The sequence below is a fragment of the Synechococcus sp. BSA11S genome, from assembly GCF_014224355.1.
GTDB lineage: Bacteria > Cyanobacteriota > Cyanobacteriia > PCC-6307 > Cyanobiaceae > Regnicoccus_A.
Genome location: NZ_VNWP01000001.1, coordinates 90,409 through 113,161, shown reverse-complemented (window position 1 = coordinate 113,161; position 22,753 = coordinate 90,409). Strand labels below are relative to the sequence as shown.

The window sequence follows — 22,753 nt, the reverse complement described above, 5'->3', positions numbered from 1 at the left end:
CGGCAGGATGACTCGCACCATCCTGCCGAGCCGCCGTGGTGGAGCCGACCACGCCTGAATCGCCGACGCCGAAGCAGGTGGAGGCCCTCTGCCGGGAGCTGGCCGGCGACCTCTTTCCCTGGGACACCACGCGCTCCCTTGAGCTGGCCCTGCTCAAGACCTTCTGCGTCCCCTCGATCTCCGCCCTGCTGCAGCGCACGGGTGAATTCACCCACAGACCCCGCAAGCGCTACGACGACACCGGCCTGATGGTGGCGGAGCTGCTGCGCTGGGGCCCTGACAGCCCCCAGGGTCAGGCGGTGATCACCCGGATGAACCGCATCCATGGCGCCTATGCGATCAGCAACCGGGATTTCCTCTACGTGCTCTCCACCTTCGTGGCCGAGCCGATCCGCTGGCTGGCCCGCTACGGCTGGCGGCCCCTGAGCGCGCGGGAGCAGACATGCCTCTACCTGTTCTGGCGCCAGGTGGGCGAAGCGATGGGCCTGGAGGCCATCCCCGACAACCTGGAGGCGCTGCTGGCGTTCAACCGCCGCTTTGAGCGAGAGGCGTTCCAGAGCGCCCCCAGCAACCGGCAGATCGCCGAGTCGACCCTGGCGATGTTGCTGGCCGACTGGCCGGCTCCCCTGCGGCCGGCCCTGCGCAGGGTGCTGCTGGCGCTGGTGAGCCGTGATGTGTGCGCCAGCCTCGGGTGGAGCTGCAGCCCTAACTGGCTGCAGCAGCTTGTGCTGGGCGGGTTGCGCCTGCGCAGCCGCCTGTCCCGCCGTTGGCCCCAGGGCCAGGGCACCACCCGCTTCTACTCGGAACGCCCCACCCCCAGCTATGGCGCCCGCTTCCACCTGGAGCAACTGGGGCCGCCGGCCATGCTGGAGCGGCTGAATCGGCCGCGCTGGCGGGGCCACCAGCGGCGGATCGGCCTCACCGGCGGCATTGCCAGCGGCAAGAGCAGCGTGGGCCGGTTGCTCGCGGAACGGCATGGGCTCCCTGTGCTGGATGCCGACCGCTATGCCCGCGAAGCCCTGGCTCCTGGCAGCCGTGGAGAGCAGGCCGTGCTGGAGCGCCTCGGCTCCGGGGTGCAACAGCCAGTGGGAGGCATCGATCGCTCCGCCCTCGGGCGAATCGTGTTCAGCGACCAGGCGGAGCGCGCCTGGCTGGAGCAGCTGGTCCATCCGCTGGTGCGCCAGCGGTTCGAAGCGGAGCTGGAGCAGCTGGCGGCCGCTCCGGTGGTGGTGCTGATGATCCCGCTGCTGTTTGAAGCGGGCCTCGAGGGGTTGTGCAGCGAGGTCTGGCTGGTGGACTGCGAGGCCGAGCAACAGCTCCGGCGACTGATGGCCCGCGATGGCCTGAGCGCAACCGAGGCCCTGCCCCGCCTGGCGGCCCAGTGGCCCATGGAGCGAAAACGTCCGCTGGCTGATCGGGTGATCGACAACCGTGGCGTGAGCGAGGCCCTGGAGCGGCAGGTGGAGAAAGCTCTGTCGGCAGGGGCTGATGACGACGCAGCGCAACGTTCCTAGCCTGACTTTTCGCGTGAAGGTCTGCATGGATGCCGAGTCCGGATCGCCTCAGGCAGGCTGGCCGCGGTTGCCCAAGGCGCTGATCGTGGCCTGGAGCCGCTCCTGCCATCAGTTGCGGCAGTGGTTGATCAAGGAGACAGAAGGCAAGGAGGGCCCCAGTGCCAATCCCACCCTTGTGGGCCATCTGGCCATCAGCACCGGCCTGATCCTGCTGGCCTCAGTCCTGTATTGGGGGGTGTTCTTCACGGTGTCCGGCATCTCCAGCCGCTGGACCATCTGCCAGGGTCAACCGCAGACGGAAGAGGATGAACAGCGGCAACTCGGGGAGCTCAACAACCGGCTCGTCAACCTCGATGCCCGCATCGGGCGGCTCAGCGCAGTTGTGGACGCATCGATCACACCGGGCCAGACCATGCGGCTCAAGGAACAGATCCGGCAGCTGGATCAGGGGAGGCGACTGGCCTGCACCGTGGGGGTGTTCTACTTCTCCCACCGCTACGCCGCCCTCTCTCTGAGCACCGCGGCCGGGATCCTCGCCCTCAGCTCCCTGGCCCTGATCAGCAAGCAGGGTTGGGAGAAGTCCAACAACGCCATCATCAACATCGGCATCACCTCCGGGCTGGTGCTCTATTCAGCCTGGACCTTCAGCCAGCTCTATGGACAGGCCGCGAACTATGAGAACTACAGCCGTAAATATGTGCTGGCCAATGATCTGATCGCCACGATCGAAAGCGCCGTGGCCAATGGCTCCGCCCAGATCAGCGCCAACCAGGAGCCGACCACGCTCAACCTGGCCAGCAAGCCGGACATGGCCAAACTGATCGGCCACGTGGATGAGCGGCTCCGAGTCATCAACAAACCGGAGTTCACAGGCGACGCCTCCTTCGCCGAGGACTCCTTTCAGACAATCCGGGGATTCATCAAGCCTGGTGTGCCTGAACAGCCGACGCCGAGCCGATGACCAGCGGCTGGCTCAGCCCTCGTGCAGAGCGGAGACCACCAGATCCACGCAGGCCTCTGGCTCCATTTGCCCGGAATCCACCATCAGGTCGTAGGCGCAGAAGCCGTGCACCACGTCCGCAAGACCACGCGCCCGACCAAGGACGCGGTCGCCGCGAGCCCGCTCGCGGGCCTCGAGGATGGCCAGATCACAGGTGATGCCCACGGAGAACACCCGCAGCCCTGCGAAAGCGGCCGTGCAGCTGTCCATCATCCCCTGATCATGCAGGACATGATCGAAAATCACCGCGTTGCCGCCCTCCACCAGCGTTCGCACGACAGGCGCCATGGCCGCGATCAGGCGCCGGAAGACGGGTCCGAACACGGGCCGCATATCCAGGGGCTCTCCCTCAGCGGACACCCGATGCATCTGCACACCCTGGGCGGTGAACGGATCGGAATCGCCCTGCCGGGGCGTGTCTGCCCCTTTGTAATAGCGAGGAGCAGCGAAAAAGAGCAGGTCGTCGAAGCCCAGGCAGAGATAGGGGTGCTCGATCCGCGCCTGCAGCCGGCGACAGAGGGTGGACTTGCCCGCACTGGACGGCCCGTTGACAAGGATGACGTCAGGCCAGTCCACGTCGTACCCCTGATTTCCAGCCTTTCGAGGCTATCCCGCGCGCTCAGCCCTTCAACTTCTCCAGCCTGATCTGGACGGCGGCATTGCGGGCCAGAGCCCTGAGCAGGCCTTGCGCAAGCAACGCGAACAACAATCCCTGTCGATCAGAGCCCGGCCACCTCGCGACCTGGCGTCACTCTTTTTCACTCTCTGGGCCTGAGGGAGCCGCCATTGCAGAAGCGTGTCGCCCACGCCTGATGCACGTCCTTCGTATCGCCAGTGCTGTTCTCGACGTGCCACTCAACGTGCCACTTCAAGGAGGTGTCATGGCAGGCCTCCCAGAGTTTCGCCTGCCGGGCCATGGGGACCAGTGATGCAGCGATGACGACAGCGCTGATGCTGGTGGCCAACTGAAGAATGATCCCCGCATGAGCCCGGATCATTTCCCGCGGAGACAGTTTCTGGTCGTTGTGGTCGCTCATTTGGGTGGCACGGATTTCCGAGGTGATCCTCAGCCTTTCAACTGCTCGCTGAGGATGCGGTTGGCGAGCTTCGGATCAGCGCGGCCGCCGGTGCGCTTCATCAGCTGCCCCACGAAGAAGCCCTGCAGTTTGGTCTTGCCGCCGCGGAAGGCCTCCACCTCCGCCGGGTGGGCCGCCAGCAGCTCCTGCACCACCTCGGTGATGGCCGCGGGGTCGCTGATCATGCCCAGGCCTCGCTCCGCCACGATCGCCTTGGCTGAACCGCCCTGCGCCAGCAGCTCGGGAAGGATCTCCTTGGCGATCTTGCCGCTGATGGTGCCGTCTTCGATCAGGCCCACCAGCTCCGCCAGTTGCTGGGGCTTCAGGGGCAGTTCGGTGATCGAGAGCTTGCTGGCGTTGAGGTGGGCGGCGATGTCACCGGTGACCCAGTTGGCCACCCCCTTGGGCTCGGCTCCGGCGGCCACGGCGGCTTCGAAGTATTCGGCCATGGCGCGCTCATCGGTGAGCACCCGGGCGTCGTAGATCGAGAGTCCCAACTGTTCGGCATAGCGATGACGCTTGGCCGCGGGCAGCTCGGGCAGTTCACCACGCCATCCCTCGCGCCGCTCGGCCGTGACCTCGATCGGGCCCAGATCCGGCTCGGGAAAGTAGCGGTAGTCGCTGCTGCCCTCCTTGCTGCGCATGCTTTTGGTGAGCTGCTTGCTCTCATCCCAGAGACGCGTTTCCTGCCGGATCGGCTCACCGGCTTCGATCGCCTTGATCTGCCGGGCGATCTCATGATCACAGGCCTTCTGGATCGCCGAGAAGGAGTTCATGTTCTTGATCTCCACCTTCACGCCAAAAGGTTCATCCGGTCCGCGCCGCACCGAGATATTCACATCGCAGCGCAGAGATCCTTCCTGCATGTTGCCGTCGCTCACGCCCAGATAGCGCATGATCCGGCGGATCTCGGAGGCGTATTCCGCCGCCTCCCGGCCGGTGCGCAGATCGGGCTTGCTCACGATTTCAGCAAGGGCCACTCCGGCGCGGTTGTAATCCACCAGGGAGTGGGTACTGCCCGCCAGGCGATCACTGCCGGCGTGCACGAGCTTGCCGGCGTCTTCCTCCATGTGCAGCCGCTCGATGCCGATCGTCTTGAGGTAGGTGTCCTTGCCCTTCTCGGCCACCTCCACCTCAATCCAGCCATTCTCGGCGATCGGCTGGTCGTACTGGGAGATCTGGTAGTTCTTGGGCAGATCGGGATAGAAGTATTGTTTGCGGTCGAACTTGCTGTGCTCGGCCACCTGCAGATTAAGGGCCAGGGCCGCCTTCACCGCATACTCCAGCACCTTTTCATTCAGCACCGGCAGAGTGCCGGGGAGCCCGAGCACCACGGGATCGATGTGGGTGTTGGGATCGTCGCCGAAGTTGGTGGAGGCGGCGGTGAAGATCTTGCTGGCGGTGCCCAGCTGCACATGGGTTTCCAGGCCGATCACGGCCTCCCATCCGCCCTGTCCGCTCGCCGCTGTCATGACCTGCATCCCACCTGGGCTGATCCTATGCAGCGGGCCTCGCCGAACCGTCGCGGGCCGGGGCGCTCGATGGTTGAAGCTGAACGAAACCCTGCGGACTCCTGAGCCGGCCCCATGAGCGTCGAGAACGACCCCGTGCTGATCCTCGGTGGCGGCTTGATCGGCCTGGGGGTGGCCCACCAGCTGGCCAGCCGGGGGGAGCGGGTGCTGGTGCTGAGTCGGCGGCGCAGCGAGGCCGCCGGGTTCGTGGCCGCCGGCATGCTCGCCCCCCATGCCGAGGGGCTGTCGGGCCCGCTGCTGGCACTGGGCCAGGCCAGCCTGGCGCGGATTCCCGCCTGGGTGAGGCGGATCGAAACCGACAGCGGTCTTGGTTGCGGGCTGCGCCCCTGCGGAATCGTGGTGCCCTTCACAGCAGCCGAGCAGCGTGATGCCTACCCGACCGCCTGCTTCGGGCAACCCCTGTCGCGGGCTGATCTGGAGCGGGAAATTCCGGGCATAGGCCAGCGCTGGCGGGCCGGGCTGCTCTTCCCCCAGGATGGGCAGATCGACAACCGCCGCCAGCTGATGCGGTCCCTGGAGCGGGCCTGCGTGGAGCGGGGCGTGGCCTTCGAGGAAGGGGCCGAGGTGCAGGAGCTCTCCCGTCACCGGGGCGGTGCGCTCGAAGCGGTGCGCATCCGCCGCGCCCAGGGGGATGACGCCACCATCCCCTGCCAGCGAGCGGTGCTGGCCTGCGGCGCCTGGAGCGCCCGGCTGATGCACGAGCTGCCGGTGGCACCCATCAAAGGCCAGATGCTCTCCCTGCAGGGGCCCCGAGCGGCCCTGCAGCGGGTGTTGTTCGGTCCCGGCACCTATCTGGTCCCCCGCGAAGACGGTCTGCTGGTGGTGGGGGCAACCAGCGAGCCGGAAGCGGGCTTCGCGGAAGGGCTCACCCCCTTCGGGCAACGCCAGCTGCAGGCCGGCATCGAGGCGCTGCTGCCGGAAGCGGCCAGCTGGCCGCCGATGGAGCGCTGGTGGGGCTTTCGCCCGGGCACGCCTGACCAGGCCCCCCTGCTCGGTCAAAGCCCGATCCCAGGGCTTTGGCTGGCTACGGGACACTACCGCAACGGCGTGCTGCTGGCGGCGATCACCGCGGAGCTGATCGCGGCGGTGATCCCCCGGGCGGGCGCCCCGGCCGGCTCTTCCCAGACCATCTCGCCTGAAGGGGCGTCGCTGCTCAACAACTTCCGCTGGGATCGCTTTCCGGTGGGCGCGGAGGAATCACCCCGCTGACCAGAAGAGCCTCCGAGAGGTCATCCAGGCTGCACGTTGGACTCCGGGCCACGCAGCCCCTGCAGAGCCAGCACCTCCAGGGGCTCGGGCCAGCCCTTGAGGAAGTGGGCCCCCAGCGGTTCCACCTCCAGCTCCCCCGGCAGCAGCGCCTGCAGGGCGGCACTGATCAGAATCGGGTGCTGGGGATAACGGCGGGTAAGGCCCTCCAGGCGGCTGGCCACATTCACACTGGCCCCCACCACCGTGAACTCGAGCCGCTGGCTGGAGCCGAGGTTGCCGGCGATCACCTCACCCACATGCAGGCCGATGCCATGGCGCAGGGGGGGTCGATTCCTGGCGGCCAGCTCGCGATTGATGCCCTCCAGGCCACGCTGCATCGCCAGGGCAGCGCGCACCGCCGCCCTGGCCTCGAGCCGGTCGCCGCGACTGCGGGGCACGCCGAACTCCGCCATCACCGAATCGCCGATGAACTTGTCAAGCAGGCCCTGCTCCGCCAGCACCGCCTCAGCCATGACCTCGAAGTAGCGGTTGAGCAGCGCGAACAGCTCCCCGGGATCCAGAACCGCGCTCAGGGGGGTGAACGCGACCAGATCGCTGAACAGCAGCACGCAGCGGCAGCGCTGGCCGCCGGCCCGGTTCCAGAGGGGCCCGGGGTTGCGCAAAATGTCGTTGAGCAGAGTCGGGGAGATCCGGTGGGCCAGCACCTGGTGCAGGTAGGCCCGCTCGCGCAGTTCCTCCCGGGCCTGGGCGGCCACGCGCAGGCCGCCCCCGAGCAGGGGGCTCAGCAGCAGGGCCGCCAGGGGCAGGCTGAGCTGGGCCCAGAGCCAGAATCCGTAGGCCACACCCAGACCGCTGGCCATCAGCGCGATGGCCGCGGTGGCCGTGCCCAGGGCGGTGATCGGGCGCGTGAGCACCGCCAGAGCGGTAACGCCCCAGAGCAGCAGCAGCAGCCCCGAACCCAGCGCCGGAAGTGGCCGCAGCCCATCACCGACGAGCACGTTTCCGACGGCCGTGGCCAGCACCTCGCTGCCGCTCATGGCGCCGTAGGGCGTTTCCTGCTGATCCCCCAGCTCTGGCGTCGTCGCCCCGATCACCACCGTGCGGTCGTTCCAGGTTTCCGGGGGAACCTGCTGGATGCGCCAGGCCGGCAGGGATGGCAGCGTTCCCGCCGGGCCGCGGAAGTTGAGGCCAAGCGGCTCCTCCGTCAGAGCTTCCGGCCGGACCAGGAAGGCCATCGGCAGTGGATGGGGAGGAGCGAATCCCACCAGCTGCTCGCGCCACCAGCGCCGTCCGGGCACCGCCTCCGCCAGCCCGTCATCGCTCTGCAGCAGGACGGCAAGACCCGCCGGGCCCAGATCCAGCACAGGGCGGCTCAGCTTGATCTGATCCATCCCCTGTCGCCGCTCGAGCTGATACCCGCTGACCAGATGCACCCGCTCCCGCCAGGGAGCCAGCACGGCCTGGGCGGCCGCGTCATCGGCGGGCCCGTAGCGACTGGGCTGGCTGAATTCGATGTTCACCAGCACCCGCGTGGCACCTCCACGCAGGGTGATGGCGGCGAGCTCCGCCTGCAGGGCGCGGGGCCAGGGCCACGGCCCCATCCGCCGCCAGAGCGGCGAGGCCCGACGTTCCTCAGCCGTGAGCAGATCAGCCAGCCCCAGGGACTCGGAGTCGATCGCCAGGAGCAGGGGATTCTCCGGCGCCTCCCTGGGCCCCCGCCAGCGAAAGAAAGCCCGGCGGGCCGGGCTGTCGAGACGGGCGAGGGCTCTTCCAGGAGGGGAGTCGCGCCAGACGGGGAGCGCCACGACCAGGGGCAGGGCCAGCGCCAGCCACCAGACGCGGAAGCGCCTCACGGCAGATTGTCGAGCTGACGCTCCAGTTCGGGCAGGGTCTCCATCGGGCTGGAGAAGCCATTGAGCAAGGCACTGGCACGGCGGCGGCGCGCCGCCTCGGCGCGGCTCAGTCGACGCGGCGGACTCCAGGCTCCATCGCTGTACACCACCTCTTCTCCTGTGCTGAGGCTGAAGCGCTGGCCGTCACGGGCCTCCACCTGCACCGGTCCTTCCCAGCTGAAAATCCTCAGGAGCTCGGAGCTGGCTTCGAGAAACACCGTGGTGCCCGAAATCGAAGCGGTGCCGACCCGGGTTCTGATCCTCAGAGGGGCGCCGTCAGGTCTTCCGGGCAGCAACCAGCCGATGATCTGACCGCGCTTGAGTTCCACGCTGCGGTTCCCGATCAGGGCGAGGGAATCGCCTCCCAGACGGAACCGGCGTCCATCGGGGAAAGCGACCTGCAGCCTGCCGGGTTTGCGGGTGCGCAGCAGGGTGGAGGGCTCAAGCCGCTGGCCCCTGCGCGCATCTGATTCCTGACCCTTGGGCGGGGTGACGTAGGCCGGCCGGGAGGGGATCTCCACCACCTGCGGCAAGGTAGGCAGGCCGCCACGGGCCTCGACCGGGAGGATCCCGGCGACCGCTGCAAGGCCGCCGAGGGCGAATGGAATCAGAGGATTGAGACGGGGCATGGCCTCAATGAGAACCTCGCCCAATCGTGGCCGCTCAGTCTTCGCTGCGCCACACCTGATCGGCGGGCGTCCAGTCGCTCAGCTCGGAGGGCTGGAACCAGAGACCGATCTCGAAGACGGCGGTTTCGGGCGCATCGGAACCGTGAATCACGTTGCGGCCGATGTTCACCGCCAGGTCACCGCGAATGGTGCCGGGTTCAGCCTCCAGGGGCTTGGTGGCACCGATCAGCTTGCGGGCACTGGCGATCACGCCGTCGCCTTCCCACACCATCGCCACCACCGGACCACTGGTGATGAAGTCGACCAGGCCGGCGAAGAAGGGGCGCTCGCGGTGCACGCCGTAGTGGCTCTCGGCCAGCTCGCGGCTGGGCACCAGTTGCTTGAGCCCCACCAGCTTGAAGCCCTTGCGCTCGAAGCGACCGAGGATCTCCCCCACCAGCCCCCGCTGCACCCCATCGGGCTTGATGGCCAGGAAAGTGCGTTCAACGGCCATGACAAGGAAGGACGGCGGATCCGGCCCATCGTCCGCGCCGGCCCCACCCCTTGGCAAGCACCAGCGGCCACCCTACTTAGATTCCCTGTTGACGCCTCACACCGGGATCCCTCCGCTCCGCCATGGTTCTCGCCGATCCCACGGCCATGGGGGCCGACCCGACCCGCGGCTCCGCCCCCCCTGCTCCTGCCGGCGATGGCTGGAGCGTGGCCGACAGCAGCCGGCTCTACGGCCTCGACGGCTGGGGTGAGCCCTATTTCTCCGTGAGCGCCCGCGGGCACGTAATGGTGCAGCCGCGGGGGGAGCGGGGTGGCTGCCTGGATCTGGTGGAGCTGGTGCAGGGCCTTCAGGGGCGCGATCTCACCCTGCCGCTGCTGATCCGCTTCGACGACATTCTCGAAGACCGGCTGGAGAGGCTCCATGCCGCCTTTGAGCGGGCCATCGCCCAGTACGGCTACGGCGGCCGCTACCAGGGGGTGTTTCCGGTGAAATGCAACCAGCAACGCCACGTGGTGGAACAGCTGGTGGAGAGCGGCCGCCAGTGGCATTTCGGCCTGGAGGCCGGCAGCAAGGCGGAACTGCTGATCGCCCTCTCCCTGGTGGACGATCCCGAGGCCCTGCTGATCTGCAACGGCTACAAGGACCAGCGCTACATCGAGACGGCGATCCTGGCCCGTCGGCTCGGCCGCCAGCCGGTGGTGGTGATCGAGCAACCCGATGAGGTGGAGCGGATCATCACCGCCAGTCGGGAGCTGGGGGCCGCCCCCCTGATCGGGGTGCGCGCCAAGCTGGCCAGCCGCAGCACCGGCCGCTGGGGAAGCTCAGTGGGCGAGCGCGCCAAGTTCGGCCTCTCGGTGCCCGATCTGCTGGCCACCGTGGAGGCCCTGCGTCGGGCCGATCTGCTCGGCGAGCTGCGCCTGCTCCATTTCCACGTGGGCAGCCAGATCAACGACATTGCCGTGCTCAAGGACGCCCTGCAGGAAGCGGGCCAGATCTATGTGCAACTGGCGGAGCTCGGGGCGCCGATGGGCTATCTGGATGTGGGCGGTGGCCTCGGCATCGACTACGACGGCAGCCGCACCGCCACGGCCGCTTCCACCAACTATTCCCTGCAGAACTACGCCAACGACGTGGTGGCCACGGTGCGGGAATGCTGCGAGCCGCGCGGGGTGCCGGTGCCCACCCTGGTGAGCGAGAGCGGCCGCGCCATCGTCAGCCACTTCAGTGTGCTCGTCTTCGACGTGCTCGGCACCGCCGGGGTGCCCGGGGAGGAGCCGGCGGGACAGCCGGAGGAACCGCTGATCGTGCGCAACCTGCGCGACACCCTGGCCTCGATCCGGGCCGCTGTGCGGGACACGCCAGGCAACGTTGACCACCTGCAGGAAGGCTGGACTGACGCCATCAAGTTCAAGCAGGACGCCCTCTCCGCCTTCCGGCTGGGCTACCTCAGCCTCACCGAACGGGGAGCGGCTGAGCAGCTCTACTGGGCCTGCTGCCAGGCGATTGCGGAGCAGCTGGATCGCTGGAGCACCGACACCCCCATTCCCGACGACCTTCGGACCCTGCAGGCCACCCTGGCGGGCACCTACTACGCCAACCTTTCGATCTTCCGCTCCGCTCCCGACACCTGGGCGATCGATCAGCTCTTTCCGGTGATGCCCATCCACCGGCTCGAGGAACGACCCACCCGCCTGGGCAGCTTCGCTGACCTCACCTGCGACTCCGACGGCAAGCTGGCCCGCTTCATCGGCGCCGGCCAGGCCAAGCCGCTGCTGGAACTGCATGAGCCGCGGGCCGGAGAGCCCTACTGGATCGGCCTGTTTCTGGGAGGCGCCTACCAGGAAGTGATGGGCAACCTTCACAACCTGTTCGGCAGCACCAATGCGGTCCATATCCGTCTGGGTGCCAACGGGCGCTACCGGGTCGACCATGTGGTGAGGGGTAACAGCAACGCCCAGGTGCTCGAAGCGATGGAACACGATCCCGATGCCCTGCTGGAGCGCCTGCGGGTGGCCAGCGAAGCGGCCATTCACCGCGGCACCTTGCCGCTGCCCGATGCCGGTCGGCTGATGGCCCATCTGGAGAGCAGTCTGCGCCAGAGCACCTACCTGCAGACCTGAGAGGAGCCAACCATGTGGGGAGATGAGCCGCAGCTGAAGGTGGTACGGGAGCGCATGAAACTGCTCCTGGACATCCACCATGAGGAGCTGGCACCGGTGCGCCGTCTCGTTGCCATCGGGGAGCTGATCATGCGGCAGGGGGATCCTGCCGAAAGCCTGATGCTGCTCACCAGCGGCAAGGTGGCGATCCAGGTACGGTTGATCGAACCCGAGCCCCACACTCTGGCCGTGATCGAGGCCGAGGAACTGCTGGGGGAGATGGGACTGTTCGGCTCAGGTCAGCACTCCGCCGATGTGCGGGTGGTCGAGGGCCCCGCCGAGCTGGTGGAGGTGAGCGTGGATAACTTCCTCAAGACCCTGCTCTTTGATGTGGACCTGGCCATGGAGATGCTGGCGCTGGTGAGCCAGCGCTGCATGCGCAGCAATGAGGTGATCGCCCTGCTGCTCAGTGGCATTGCCGCCGGCGAGAGGGGCGACACGACGCAGCTGAGCCAGCTGGAGAAGGCGATCCAACCCCTGAATTACTGCCTGAACACAGCGATGGAGCGGCTGGTGACGATCGGCAAAGCGCGCTCGCCCCATCCTTCCTCCCCGGCCATCAAGCCTTAGCGGGGGAAGGCCTGCAGCAGGGCTCCGGTGGGAATGGGGCCGAAGCTCAGCAGGATCAGCACCCAGATCAGCTTGCAGGCCATGTGCAGGGATTGATCCACCCCCAGCCCGTAGCGGTGGCGGCACTTGCCGTAATCGATCAGGGCATGGAGGCCCCACTCGGCCAGACCAAGCCAGATCACGCCCGTGATCACGCTCACGAAGAAGGCGTGAATCCCGGAATGGGCCAGCAACCACCAGGGCCAGGGGAGGGTGTGATCTTTGCCGGGACACTTCTCCACCGCCATCCGATCACTCTGGAGGCCGAAGTCAGCAACGAAGTGGCCCATGGCCAACAGGGTGAAAAGCCCTAGGCCGACAATGGCCTGGGCACCATCCAATGCCATGGCGGTGATCAGCTATCCACTCAGCTTGCCGCTTCAAGGGACCGCTCCGCTGGATGCATGGCCACCATCGGCCCCGGAGAACTCACTGGTCAGCACTCAGCGGGCGCAGAAGCGCACCTGCAGCGCGAGCCGATCCATCGGTGATGGCAACTCGTCGGCCTCGAACGGGGGGGGGGCATCCGCCATCACTCCCCTGGCCAGCATCGGCCGGGATCCCGCTTCGATCTGCACCTCCAGCGGGGTCGGTGTCCCCAGCCCAATCGCCTCGGCCAGCTGCCTGGCCTGGAGCAGGGCATCCCGATAGGCAAGCCGCAGCAAGGCAGCGCGGATGGCGGCATCTGCGTTCTCATCGGCCTGGGGTTGCACCGGGTTGAGGCGGACACCGGGCAACGACCCCACCGAGCGGATCAGCGCCTGCAACCGGGCCGGGGCTAGCACCCCGCTCACCTGCAGACTGGCCTCCACGGCCGCAGGGCGTTTCGGGCTCGCCTCCCGCCGCCGGGTCGAAGGGGAACTCACCGCCAGCTCCGTCACCTCCAGACGCTGCAGGGCCTGGCGCACATCAGCCAGCCGTCGCTGCAGCTCGCCCAGGGCCCCATCGGAGCTGGCGGCTTCGCCCGAAAGCGCCAGAGACACCCTCAGTAAGGCGATGCTGCGCTTCTGCTCAGCCATGCCCCTGGCTTCAAGCAGCGTCCCATCACAGCGCAGCTGCACCTGCTGGGCTTCCGCTGGCGGAGCGAGCGGAAGAAGCAGCAGGGCCAGGGGCCACAAGACCATGGGGCGACCGGGGCTAACCATGGGCAGACGATGGTGAAGAACGTGTTGAAGACCATGGTGATGGTCGGAGCGAAAACTGAGGCCCAAGAAGGGCCGCAGGGAGCGGAATGAGCCCAACTTCGCCACCTATCCTGCGCGACAGGCTGTCCAGGCAAGGCCCTGGCCGGTCGTTCCCCCTTTGAGCGCTGAACCTCAGGATGTCATTGCTGGAGGTATGGGTCTCAGCCATCGTCGTGATGGTTCTGCTGTTGCCGCTGCAGATCCTGGTCCGGCGACTTCGACTGCCGAAGCTGCCCATCCAGCTGGCGACCCTGTCGATTCTGAGCTGGGCGCTGGTGCGCACCCTGCCGCTGATCCTCCTGCCCCTCCATTACCGGACCTGGATCTCCACCATCGACGAATTGATGTTCAGCTATCTGGGCATCCGCATGGCCCTCTGGGGATTCCTGGAGCTACCCGCCGCCCTGGGCCTGAGAAAGGAACCGGCGCAGATTCTGCTGCAGTTGTTGATGCTGGGAGGCGGCACCGTGGCCACGGTGATCCTCGTGCAGGAGCAGGCCCGCTTCAACCTGGTCAGCCTGGTCACCACCTCGGCCGTGCTCACCGCCATGGTGGGCCTGGCGGCCCAGGAACCTCTCAAGGATCTCTTCGCGGGTCTGGAGCTCCAGTTCGATGATGTCTTCACCGTGGGTGATTTCCTCGACCTTGGTGACGGGACCATGGGGGTGGTGGTGTCGATCAACTGGCGCGACACCTGCCTGAAGGACATCACCGGCTCGCTGGTGGTTGTTCCCAACACCCAGGTCACCGAGGTGGTGGTGCGCAACCACGTGGCCTTTGGCGTGATGGGCAACCGTTTCGACATCGGGCTCGACTACAGCCTCCCCCCCTCCAGGGCCCGTCAGTTCCTGCTGGATGTGCTGGACAAGCATCCCCGGGTGCTCGATGAGCCCCCTCCGGCGGTGAGGGTGCAGGCCTTTGCCGACAGCGCCATCACCTACGACATCCTGGCCTTCCAGAGGCCAGGAAACCAGAGCGATCTGCTCGACCTGCGCAGTGAACTGCTCGAGCAGATCTGGTTCACCCTCGAGCGGGCCGGCCAGAGCGTTCCCTATCCGGTGCGTGAACTGCGGCCGAAGCGCAGCATCCTCGATGCCGGACATCCCGAGCAGCGCGGCATGGAGCATCGGCGCAGCCTGCTCAGCCGCAACCCCCTGTTCGGCGACCTCAGTGAAGAGGAGATGTTCCAACTGGCCACGACCACCCGCTGCCTGCGTTTCGCCCCTGGAGAGGTGGTGGTGCGGGAAGGGAACCCGGGCGACTCTCTCTTCCAGGTGGTTCAGGGGGTGGTCGAGGTGCTCAAGAACCAGGAGGAGGCCGAGCCGTTCCAGGTGGCCTGCCTCAGGCACGGGGATGTCTTCGGCGAGATGTCGATGCTCACCGACAGCCGACGCAGCGCCACCGTGCGGGCCCTGGAGGAATGCCTGCTGCTGGAGGTGTCACGGCCCAGCCTGGGACCCCTTCTGCTGAACAACCCTCCCCTGATGGACCGGCTGGCCCACCTGGTGAGCAAACGCCGGGGTGAACTGGAGGGGATGGAGCGCGAGAAGGTGAAGGCTCATGAGAATCAGTTGCTCAGGCGCATGAAGCAACTGTTCGAGAACCTCACCCTCTGATGCCGGCCTCAGCCGCTGTAGCAGCGGGAGAAGGCCTCCTGGATCGCTGAGCTTTTGGGCAACTGGGACTGACCCGAAGTATGCCGCCCCAGCAGTGCCTGGTATTGGCTGCTGCTCATCTTGCCCTGACTGACGAATTCACCATCGGCTGTGAAGCGGGCCACTTCACAGCTGCAGACGTAGGTGGTGTTGCCGGATGGATCACCCGCCGCCACGGCTCCAGAGCCTGAGGAGGTGGAGTCCTGGTTCTCCTCGTAGCCGTCTTCAGGGCCCACATAGCCCTGACCTTCCAGCACCACGAAGTCGTACAGGCCGTCGTCAGCTCGGGTGAGCACGTAGGTGGTGCCCTTCACGCCCAGTACCTTGGAGCCGAGGCAGGCCTTCTGGGGACCACTCACCAGCACGGCACCCTTGCTCAGGCGAAAGCAGCTGTTGCCGAGAGTGATCACGCTGGAGCGGCCCATGAAGCCCGTGGCGCGGCCATCGAAGAGGAGCTCGGCCCTGCTCTTGCCGGTGCGCACCTGCTGCCCGGAGCGGGCCACCTGGTTGACCCGGGCGGCCTTTCCATTGATGTAGACCTCGCGACCATCCACCAACCTCTTGATGGTGGCCTGCTGAAACGCTGCGGCATGAAGCGGAGAAGCGGGAGCCATCAGCACGGCCTGCAGCAGGCCAACCTGAAGGAGTCCAGCAAACGTTGCACCAACGCGACGGTTCATGAGGCCAGTCACTGAACGATCTGATCAAGACTAACCCTGATTCTGCTCGTAATACTCACTCGGTTGCATGGTGAACACCTCCTGGGCTCCCTGACCCCTGATCTCATACTCGCCCACCCGCTCCAGATTCCATGCGGGGTCGGCATTGGCCGCCACCACCCTGCTGAGGATGATGTCGCGTCCCGACTGCTTGGCCACGCCCTCCAGGCGACTGGCCATGTTCACCGTGTCGCCGATCACCGTGTAATCCATCCGTGAGGCGCAGCCGATGTTGCCGCTGATCACAGGCCCGCCACTGAGAATCATCACCTGCTCCCAGGGGTCCTTCCCCTGGGTGGCCCAGCGATCGTTGAGGGAGTCCATCTGGTGCTGGAGCTCCAGAATCGCTTCCAGGGCCGACTGGACCTCGACGGCGATTCCCCGGTTCAGGGGGACACCGAACACAGCCAGGACGGCGTCGCCCATGTACTTGTCGATGATCGCCCCTTTCCGCTGAAGCGTATCAACGACGACAGCGAAATACTCATTCAATTGCTGTACCAATTCACTGGCCTTGCCTTCCTTGCTCATCTGGGTGGTGCGCTGGGTGAAGCCACGCACGTCGCAGATGAACACCACCACCTCCGAGACCTTGCCACCCAGCATTTCATCAGCTTCCTCAGGCTGACTGGCGATCTGAGCAGCCACCGCAGGGGAGAGGTAACGCTCCAGCATCCGCCGCAGGCGCAGCCGATTCCATTGAAGGCGCACCGTGGCATCCCCGGCACTGACCAGACCGGTGGCGAGGGTGAGGACCGAGAGACCCACCATGCCGATCCCTGTCCCGGAGGCGCTCACCAGGATCAGGCCCAGGATCACCATCCCGCCGGAGAGAAGCGCCAGGACGCCGAGACGAACCAGGGGTTTTTCAGCTCGGGCACTGGCCAGGCCCAGGGCCAGCATCCCCAGCCCGAGCAACGGTGCCACGTACCAGGCCGTGGGGGGAATGTAGAGAGCCCGGCCCTCCAGTCGGTTGGCGATCTCGGCGGCGTGAATCTCCACGCCGGGCATGCCCTCGGCTCCCGCGAACGCCGTGCGGTGAATGTCCTGCAGCACGCTGGCGGTGGGGCCGATCAGCACCACCTGATCGCTGAAAACACCCTGCTGATCGAGCCGGGAGAAGCTGCCCGACTCCAGCACCTCCCAGATCGGAATCGTGGGGATCGTGCGCGGCGGGCCATAGGGGTCCACCAGGGGGCGCCAGTTGGCCAGCAGCGGCGGCGGCTGAATTTCTTCCAGACCGCCCTTGGTGATCAGCTGGGTGGAGAGCCCCGGTGGCACATCCAACATGCCGGACTGACGCAGCTGCTCGGCATAGGTGCTGGGACGCAGACGGATGTAGCCATCAGGATCCTGCAGGCCATTGAGAAGTCCAGAGCTGCGGGCCCCTGCGGCCTCGCTAAGGAAGGGCATCGCAGCGCTGAGGGTCAGCCCCCCCACCCGGCCGCGGCTTTCAAACACCTGGGCACCGAGCACCACCTTGCCGCTGTGGCGCTGCAGGGCCTCGGTCAGAGCCTGATCATCCTCCGGGCCATGGCTGCTGGGGGCATCGAAGAGAAGGTCGAAACCCACCACCCGGGCACCGGCGGAAAACAGGCGATCCAGCACACGGTCGTAGATGGCCCGCGGCCATGGCCAGGCCGCCAGGCGTCGCAGCTCCTTGTCCTGGCTCAGGTCGGCGTTCTGCCCCTGAACCAGGCTGTAGTCGTCGATGCCGACGATCACCACACCGCCCGGAGGCTGGCGCGGACCGCGCAGCTCCTGGGTGCGGGAGGACAGATTCAGCTGCCAGCGCTCGTAGATGTCGGGGAACAACCCGAAGCCGAGCGCGCAGGCTCCTGCCCAGCCCACGAACACCCCGTAGCGGCGCAGCCATGTGATCGCTCGGGAGGTCATGGGCTCAGGGGCTTCAAAGATGCTCCATCAACGTGAGCTGATAGCTGGTGAGGGCAAGCTTGGTGCCCAGATCGCGGGTGAGGGCCAGCAACAGTTCCGTGACGGCATCTGGCTCCCACTGACGCAGGGTATCGAAATCATGGCGCTCCAGCACCCAGCAGCTGCCGTCGAGATCAGCAGTGACATTGGCGGTGCGGGGCGCGCCGGAAAGAAAGGAAATCTCGCCGAAGCACATCCCCGGCTCGAAGGTGGCCAGGCGGGATTGATGGGTCTGGCCATCGCTGCTCCGCATTTCAACGGTGATCGTGAAGCGTCCCTCCCTGACCAGAAAGAGCTCATGGCCTGGATCACCTTTGGTGATCACCAGGTCATCCTTGGCAAAGGTGCGGCACTTCATCAGGTCGGCCAGGGTCTGGCGATGGCCGGGCTGCAGCATGCCCAGAAAGCCCAGCGTCTGATCGATCTCCGTGGTGAAGGGAGGGGTGCGGTCCTCATCACCTCTTGAGTTCAGGAGTAAATCCTCGGCCCACTCCAGTGCCTGATCCAATTGAGTGAACTTCGGCATCTCCTCCTCTTCACTGGCCACGCTCAGGGTCCGTGGAAGATCGAGATGTTGGGCCCTGGCCAGCAGAACGATCACGCCACTGCGCCGCAGGGACGTGAGCTCGTTCAGGAACAACCCTCTGGATTCCTCCGGCAATTCGGTGACGTGAGCCACATCCAGCACCAGGATCCAGGCGTCGGCCATGATCTCGCTGAGTTCGGAGAGCAGCCGCTCGATCGCGGCGAAATCAAGCACTCCCTGGGCGTGCACGATTCGGATCGCATCCCGCCGCTCCTGCAGGAGCCTGGCCTGGTCAACTGCACGCCAACGCCGCGACTGCCGCTGGGTGCCCTTGTAGGAACGGCGGATCGTGGAACTGGTCTGGGGGTATTGGTTGAAGAGACTGAGTCCGAGGCTGTCGGAGAGCTCATTGCAGACCGCAATGCCGCGCACACTGTTGCCCAGCACATCCAGAGGCGGCGAATAGGTGGCGATGCCGAGCCGACCGGGCACCACGGCCAGCACCCCGCCGCCCACGCCACTCTTGGCGGGCATGCCCACGTCGTAGAGCCACTGACCGGCGAAGTCGTAGGTGCCGCAGGTGGCCATCAACGCCAGCATGCGCACAGTGATCTCCGGCGTGAGTGGCCTGGCGCCGGTGAAGGGATTGTGACCCTGGCAGGCGAGGGTGGCGGCCATCACCGCCAGATCGTGGCAGGTGACGGTGATCGAACACTGCTTGAAGTAGAGATCGAGCGACTCTTCCGGATCATCCTCAATGATTCCGAAATTGCGCAGCAGGTGTCCGATCGCCCGGTTGCGATGGCCGGTGGAGCGCTCCGACTGGAACACCTCCCGGTCGATGCTCAGACGACGTCCGGCCAGTTCGCTGAAGAAGTCGAGCATCAGAGCTTCGGCCTGATGCGGATCGTGGTTCCAGATCTGCGCCGTGGTGGCGATGGCTCCGGCGTTGATCATCGGATTGCGGGGGCGACCCGTCTTCTGATCAAGGCTGATGGCGTTGAAGGCATCCCCTGAGGGCTCCACACCCACCTTCGTGGCCAGGTGCTGGCCTGAAAACAACTTCAGGGCCAGGCCATAGGCAAACGGCTTGGAGATCGACTGGATCGTGAACGGCTTGCGGGTGTCGCCCACTTCGTAGAGGCGGCCATCGACTGTGGCGATCGAGATGCCGAAATCAGAGGGATTCGCCTTGGCCAGCTCGGGGATGTAGTCGGCTGGAGCGCCGTCCTCAAGCAGGGAGTAGCGACGGTGGAGATCCGCCAGCAGCCCTTGAATGACATCGGCCGTGCTGCTGGGGGTATCGATCATGCGAGCAGGCTCAAGCGGGGTGGGATACCGGTGAGCACAGATACCAATCGGTGTCGGGCGGGTCAGTCTGTAGCGGGCAATACGTAGCAACCATTCAGGAGAGCCGAGCGATCAGGTCGGCTCGGGCCTGCTCGAGGGCCGGGTCAAGGGCGGCGGCATCACGGCCTCCCGCCTGGGCCAGGTGCGGACGACCGCCACCACCACCTCCACAGCGCTTGGCCACCGCAGCGATGAAAGGCCCGGCTTTCGGCCCGGCGTCGATCACCTGAGCACCGAAGGCTGCCACCAGGATCAGCTTGCTGGACTCGGCGGTGTCAGGCAGGCCACCGAGGACGACGGCGCCGGCCGGGCCAAGCGTCTCCTGGAGCTGCTGGGCGGCCGGCTGAAGGGCGGCACCCTCCACCCCATCGAGGCGCGCTACCAGCACCCGGAACGCTCCCGCCTCCTGCGTCTGGGCCGCCAGTGCCGCGACCCTGGCCCTGGCCAGCTCCGAGCGAGCGGCCTCCAGGGCCCTGGCCGTGGCCTTGAGGTCGTCCTGAAGACCGCTCACCCGCGCCAGGATCTCGACGGGCTGCACCTTGAAGCGTTCCGTAAGGGCCCGCACCACGCTGTCGCGTTCCCTGAGGTAATCGAGCACCGCCGGGCCGGCCACCGCTTCGATGCGTCGGATGCCGGCCGCCACGCCGGTCTCGCTCACGATCCGGAACAGGCCGATCTCGGCGGTGTTGGCCACATGGGTGCCGCCGCAGAGCTCCATCGAGACCCCCGGGACATCCACCACCCGCACCGTCTCCCCATACTTTTCCCCGAACATGGCCACGGCCCCGGCGGCACGGGCCCGCTCCAGATCCATCTCTTGCACCTCCAGGGCGTGGGCCTCGGCGATCCAGCCGTTGATCCGCTCCTCGATCCGCTCCAGTTCCTCGGCGCTCAGGGCACGGGGACAATGGAAATCGAAGCGCAGCCGCTCAAAATCCACCAGGGAGCCGGCCTGGGAGATCGAGGCATCCACCAGCTGCTTGAGAGCCGCCTGCAGCAGATGGGTGGCGGTGTGATGGGCCTGGACACGCCGGCGACAGGCACGGTCCACCAGGGCGGTCAGGGTGTCCCCCAGGGTCAGCTCGCCCCGCTCGATCCGGCCGTGGTGGACGATCAGCTTGCGCTGGTGGCTGACCGCTTCGATCCGCACGATCACCCCGGCCTCGGGCCCAGCGCCCGGAGCACCGCCCGCCAGCACGCCGCGATCACCGATCTGCCCTCCGGATTCGCCGTAGAACGGGGTGGAATCCAGCACGATCTGGACGGCATCGCCCGCCACCGCAGCCTGGGCCTGCTCACCATTCACCACCAGGGCCATCACCTGGCTGGGGTGCTCCAGGGCCTCGTAGCCGCGAAAGTCGGTGGGGGACAAGTGCTCGGCCATCGCCTCGATCGCCCCCTGCAGGGTGAGATCCAGCCGCACCGAGGCGGCCTTGGCCCGCTGGCGCTGGGCCTCCATCGCCGCCTCGAAGCCGGCCAGGTCGACGGCCAGCCCATGCTCCTCGGCGATCTCCTCGGTGAGCTCCAGGGGGAAGCCGTAGGTGTCGTAGAGCTCGAAGGCCTGCTCCCCGCTGATCTGATCAGGCCGGGCCGAGAGCACCTCCGCCAGAAGCTTCTCGCCACGCTCGAGGGTTTCCAGGAAACGGGCCTCCTCCCGGGCCAGCTCAGCCATGATCGCCTCGCGCCGCTCCTCCAGCTGGGGATAGGCCTCCGCCATCAGGGCGATCGCCGCCTGCCCCATGGACGGCAGGAAGGGAGTGTCGATGCCCAGCAACCGGCCATGACGCACCACCCGCCGAAGCAGCCGCCTCAGGATGTACCCACGGCCCAGATTGGAGGCGGTCACCCCATCGGCGATCAGCTGGGTGATGGCGCGGCTGTGGTCGCCGATCACCTTCAGGGAGGTCTGGCCGCGGGGGTCCAGCTGCCGGTAGTCGATCCCAGCCAGGGTGGCAGCGGTTTCGATCAGCGGATAGATCAGGTCGGTTTCGTAGTTGTTCGAAACCCCCTGCAGGATCTGGGCCATGCGTTCCAGGCCCATGCCGGTGTCGATGTTGCGATTCTCCAGCGGCGTGAGGTTGCCCTCGGCGTCGCGGTTGAACTGCATGAACACCAGGTTGTAGAACTCGATGAAGCGGCTGTCGTCCTCCAGGTCGAGGTGGTCGTCACCGAGCTCGGGTCGGAAGTCGTAATAGATCTCGGAGCAGGGACCGCAGGGTCCTGTGGGACCCGACACCCAGAAGTTGTCGGCCTCACCCAGGCGCACGATCCGCCGGGGGTCGACCCCCACCGTGTCGCGCCAGATCGCCGCCGCTTCGTCGTCGTCGCGAAAGACACTGACCACCAGATGCTTCGGATCGAGGCCGAACACCCCTGTGGAGAGCTCCCAGGCCCAGGTCATCGCCTCGGCCTTGAAGTAATCGCCGAAGGAGAAGTTGCCGAGCATCTCGAAGAACGTGTGATGCCGGGCCGTGCGGCCCACGTTCTCGATGTCGTTGGTGCGGATGCACTTCTGGCTGGTGGTGGCCCGCGCGGCCGGCCTCGGCGCCTGTCCCAGGAACACCGGCTTGAAAGGCAGCATTCCGGCGATGGTGAGCAGCACCGTGGGGTCATCAGGCACCAGCGAGGCGCTGGCCATGCGGCGGTGCCCCCGGGCTTCGTAGAAGGCCAGGAAGGCCTCGCGGATCTCGGCGCCGCTGCGGGGGCGTGGGTGCCGCTCGGAGCGGGCGGATGAGGTGGCAGCCATGGCCGGACGCGGCAAATCAACCCTGGAGAGGGCATGATCGCCCAGCACAGGCCCCTCCCGTTCCGCCCGCTCCCCGTGCCCGCCCTGACGGCCCCATCCGACCACCGCGCCCAGCTGCGCCTGCAGTCGATTGCCTGGGCCCTGCTGGCAGGCGCCACGGCCCTGGCGCTGGCCCTGGTGCTGGGGTTGAGGCCGGCCCTGAGGGCTGGTGGCTGCGGCTTTTTCTACGGGTTGCTGGCCTTTCATCTGCAGCGGGTCGATCCCGACGACAGCCACCTGCAGGCCGGCCTGGTGGGGGCGGTCTGCGGCATCCGCAGCCTGGGCACCAGCCCCGATCTGCCTGCCATCGGTGCCCTGATGGACGCAGGCGGGCTGCGGTTGCTGCCGGGCCTGGCGCTGGAGCTGCTGCTGGTCTGGCTGCCGCTCTGGCTGCCTCTGGCGGGCAGTGCCCTGGTGCTTCACTCACTGCAGCGCCGGCTGTCGGCCCTGAGGCCCTGAGCGGGCCGGTGGGCGCGCCATCCGGCA

The 22,753-nt window shown here is 66.8% G+C and carries 19 protein-coding genes; 7 read left to right on the top strand and 12 right to left on the bottom strand.

Translation table 11 applies throughout. The features are described 5' to 3' along the window. Positions 1-38 precede the first annotated feature (38 nt). The gene (gene coaE, locus FPZ61_RS15830) at positions 39-1,514 is read left to right on the top strand and encodes a dephospho-CoA kinase (RefSeq protein ID WP_370594255.1); all 1,476 of its coding nucleotides are present in this window, start codon (positions 39-41) and stop codon (positions 1,512-1,514) included. Between the two features lie 25 nt (positions 1,515-1,539). Continuing rightward, positions 1,540-2,475: a hypothetical protein gene (locus FPZ61_RS00610; RefSeq protein WP_185464281.1), complete on the top strand. Its 936-nt coding sequence runs from the start codon at positions 1,540-1,542 to the stop codon at positions 2,473-2,475. 12 nt (positions 2,476-2,487) lie between these two features. On the opposite strand, the gene FPZ61_RS00605 is transcribed toward FPZ61_RS00610, so the two are convergent. The 3 genes from FPZ61_RS00605 to gatB form a co-directional block, all read right to left on the bottom strand. Further along, entirely contained in the window at positions 2,488-3,090 is a 603-nt protein-coding gene (locus FPZ61_RS00605) for a chemotaxis protein (protein ID WP_185464282.1), read from the bottom strand. A 182-nt stretch (positions 3,091-3,272) separates the two neighbouring features. Beyond that, positions 3,273-3,551, bottom strand: coding sequence for an Ets-domain-containing protein (locus FPZ61_RS00600; RefSeq protein WP_185464283.1), 279 nt, complete (start codon positions 3,549-3,551; stop codon positions 3,273-3,275). A gap of 29 nt (positions 3,552-3,580) precedes the next feature. After that, the gene (gatB, locus tag FPZ61_RS00595) at positions 3,581-5,062 is read right to left on the bottom strand and encodes an Asp-tRNA(Asn)/Glu-tRNA(Gln) amidotransferase subunit GatB (RefSeq protein ID WP_185464414.1); all 1,482 of its coding nucleotides are present in this window, start codon (positions 5,060-5,062) and stop codon (positions 3,581-3,583) included. A gap of 114 nt (positions 5,063-5,176) precedes the next feature. On the opposite strand from gatB, the gene FPZ61_RS00590 reads away from it, so the two are divergent. Beyond that, positions 5,177-6,331: an FAD-dependent oxidoreductase gene (locus tag FPZ61_RS00590; protein WP_185464284.1), complete on the top strand. Its 1,155-nt coding sequence runs from the start codon at positions 5,177-5,179 to the stop codon at positions 6,329-6,331. Positions 6,332-6,351: 20 nt separating this feature from the next. Here the strand turns inward: FPZ61_RS00590 and FPZ61_RS00585 are convergent, their stop codons facing one another. Genes FPZ61_RS00585 through ndk form a run of 3 tightly spaced genes read right to left on the bottom strand, consistent with a single transcriptional unit; the run spans position 6,352 to position 9,345 of the window. Next, positions 6,352-8,184 (bottom strand): adenylate/guanylate cyclase domain-containing protein, encoded by a 1,833-nt coding sequence (locus FPZ61_RS00585; RefSeq protein WP_185464285.1) that lies wholly within the window; start codon positions 8,182-8,184, stop codon positions 6,352-6,354. Next, positions 8,181-8,876, bottom strand: coding sequence for a FecR family protein (locus tag FPZ61_RS00580; protein ID WP_185464286.1), 696 nt, complete (start codon positions 8,874-8,876; stop codon positions 8,181-8,183). The genes FPZ61_RS00585 and FPZ61_RS00580 overlap by 4 nt, the downstream gene beginning before the upstream one ends. A gap of 10 nt (positions 8,877-8,886) precedes the next feature. Then, on the bottom strand, positions 8,887-9,345 hold the full coding sequence (ndk, locus tag FPZ61_RS00575) for a nucleoside-diphosphate kinase (RefSeq protein ID WP_185464287.1): 459 nt from the start codon (positions 9,343-9,345) through the stop codon (positions 8,887-8,889). A 146-nt stretch (positions 9,346-9,491) separates the two neighbouring features. Here ndk and speA point away from each other — a divergent pair, with 146 nt between their 5' ends. Both speA and FPZ61_RS00565 read left to right on the top strand, forming a co-directional pair. Then, a complete protein-coding gene (gene speA / locus FPZ61_RS00570) occupies positions 9,492-11,465 on the top strand; it encodes a biosynthetic arginine decarboxylase (protein WP_185464415.1) in 1,974 nt (657 codons plus the stop codon). 54 nt (positions 11,466-11,519) lie between these two features. Beyond that, complete coding sequence (locus FPZ61_RS00565; RefSeq protein WP_255441235.1) at positions 11,520-12,074, top strand: Crp/Fnr family transcriptional regulator; 555 nt, start codon at positions 11,520-11,522, stop codon at positions 12,072-12,074. On the opposite strand, the gene FPZ61_RS00560 is transcribed toward FPZ61_RS00565, so the two are convergent. Together FPZ61_RS00560 and FPZ61_RS00555 are read right to left on the bottom strand one after the other, a co-directional pair. Continuing rightward, a complete protein-coding gene (locus FPZ61_RS00560) occupies positions 12,071-12,460 on the bottom strand; it encodes a DUF3307 domain-containing protein (protein ID WP_185464289.1) in 390 nt (129 codons plus the stop codon). The genes FPZ61_RS00565 and FPZ61_RS00560 overlap by 4 nt on opposite strands. A gap of 96 nt (positions 12,461-12,556) precedes the next feature. Then, positions 12,557-13,237, bottom strand: a complete 681-nt coding sequence (locus FPZ61_RS00555; protein WP_255441234.1) for an SIMPL domain-containing protein — start codon at positions 13,235-13,237, stop codon at positions 12,557-12,559. A gap of 197 nt (positions 13,238-13,434) precedes the next feature. Here FPZ61_RS00555 and FPZ61_RS00550 point away from each other — a divergent pair, with 197 nt between their 5' ends. Continuing rightward, complete coding sequence (locus tag FPZ61_RS00550) at positions 13,435-14,913, top strand: mechanosensitive ion channel family protein (protein ID WP_185474715.1); 1,479 nt, start codon at positions 13,435-13,437, stop codon at positions 14,911-14,913. 8 nt (positions 14,914-14,921) lie between these two features. Here FPZ61_RS00550 and FPZ61_RS00545 read toward each other — a convergent pair whose 3' ends face one another. From FPZ61_RS00545 to alaS, 4 genes are all read right to left on the bottom strand, one after another. Continuing rightward, a complete protein-coding gene (locus tag FPZ61_RS00545) occupies positions 14,922-15,566 on the bottom strand; it encodes a hypothetical protein (RefSeq protein WP_185464292.1) in 645 nt (214 codons plus the stop codon). Between the two features lie 96 nt (positions 15,567-15,662). Further along, entirely contained in the window at positions 15,663-17,567 is a 1,905-nt protein-coding gene (locus FPZ61_RS00540) for a CHASE2 domain-containing protein (protein ID WP_185464293.1), read from the bottom strand. Positions 17,568-17,580: 13 nt separating this feature from the next. Then, positions 17,581-19,443, bottom strand: coding sequence for a glutaminase A (gene glsA / locus FPZ61_RS00535; RefSeq protein ID WP_185464294.1), 1,863 nt, complete (start codon positions 19,441-19,443; stop codon positions 17,581-17,583). A gap of 94 nt (positions 19,444-19,537) precedes the next feature. Next, positions 19,538-22,228: an alanine--tRNA ligase gene (gene alaS / locus FPZ61_RS00530; RefSeq protein ID WP_185464295.1), complete on the bottom strand. Its 2,691-nt coding sequence runs from the start codon at positions 22,226-22,228 to the stop codon at positions 19,538-19,540. A gap of 33 nt (positions 22,229-22,261) precedes the next feature. Here alaS and FPZ61_RS00525 point away from each other — a divergent pair, with 33 nt between their 5' ends. Next, entirely contained in the window at positions 22,262-22,726 is a 465-nt protein-coding gene (locus FPZ61_RS00525; RefSeq protein ID WP_185464296.1) for a hypothetical protein, read from the top strand. The last annotated feature ends 27 nt before the right edge of the window (positions 22,727-22,753 follow it).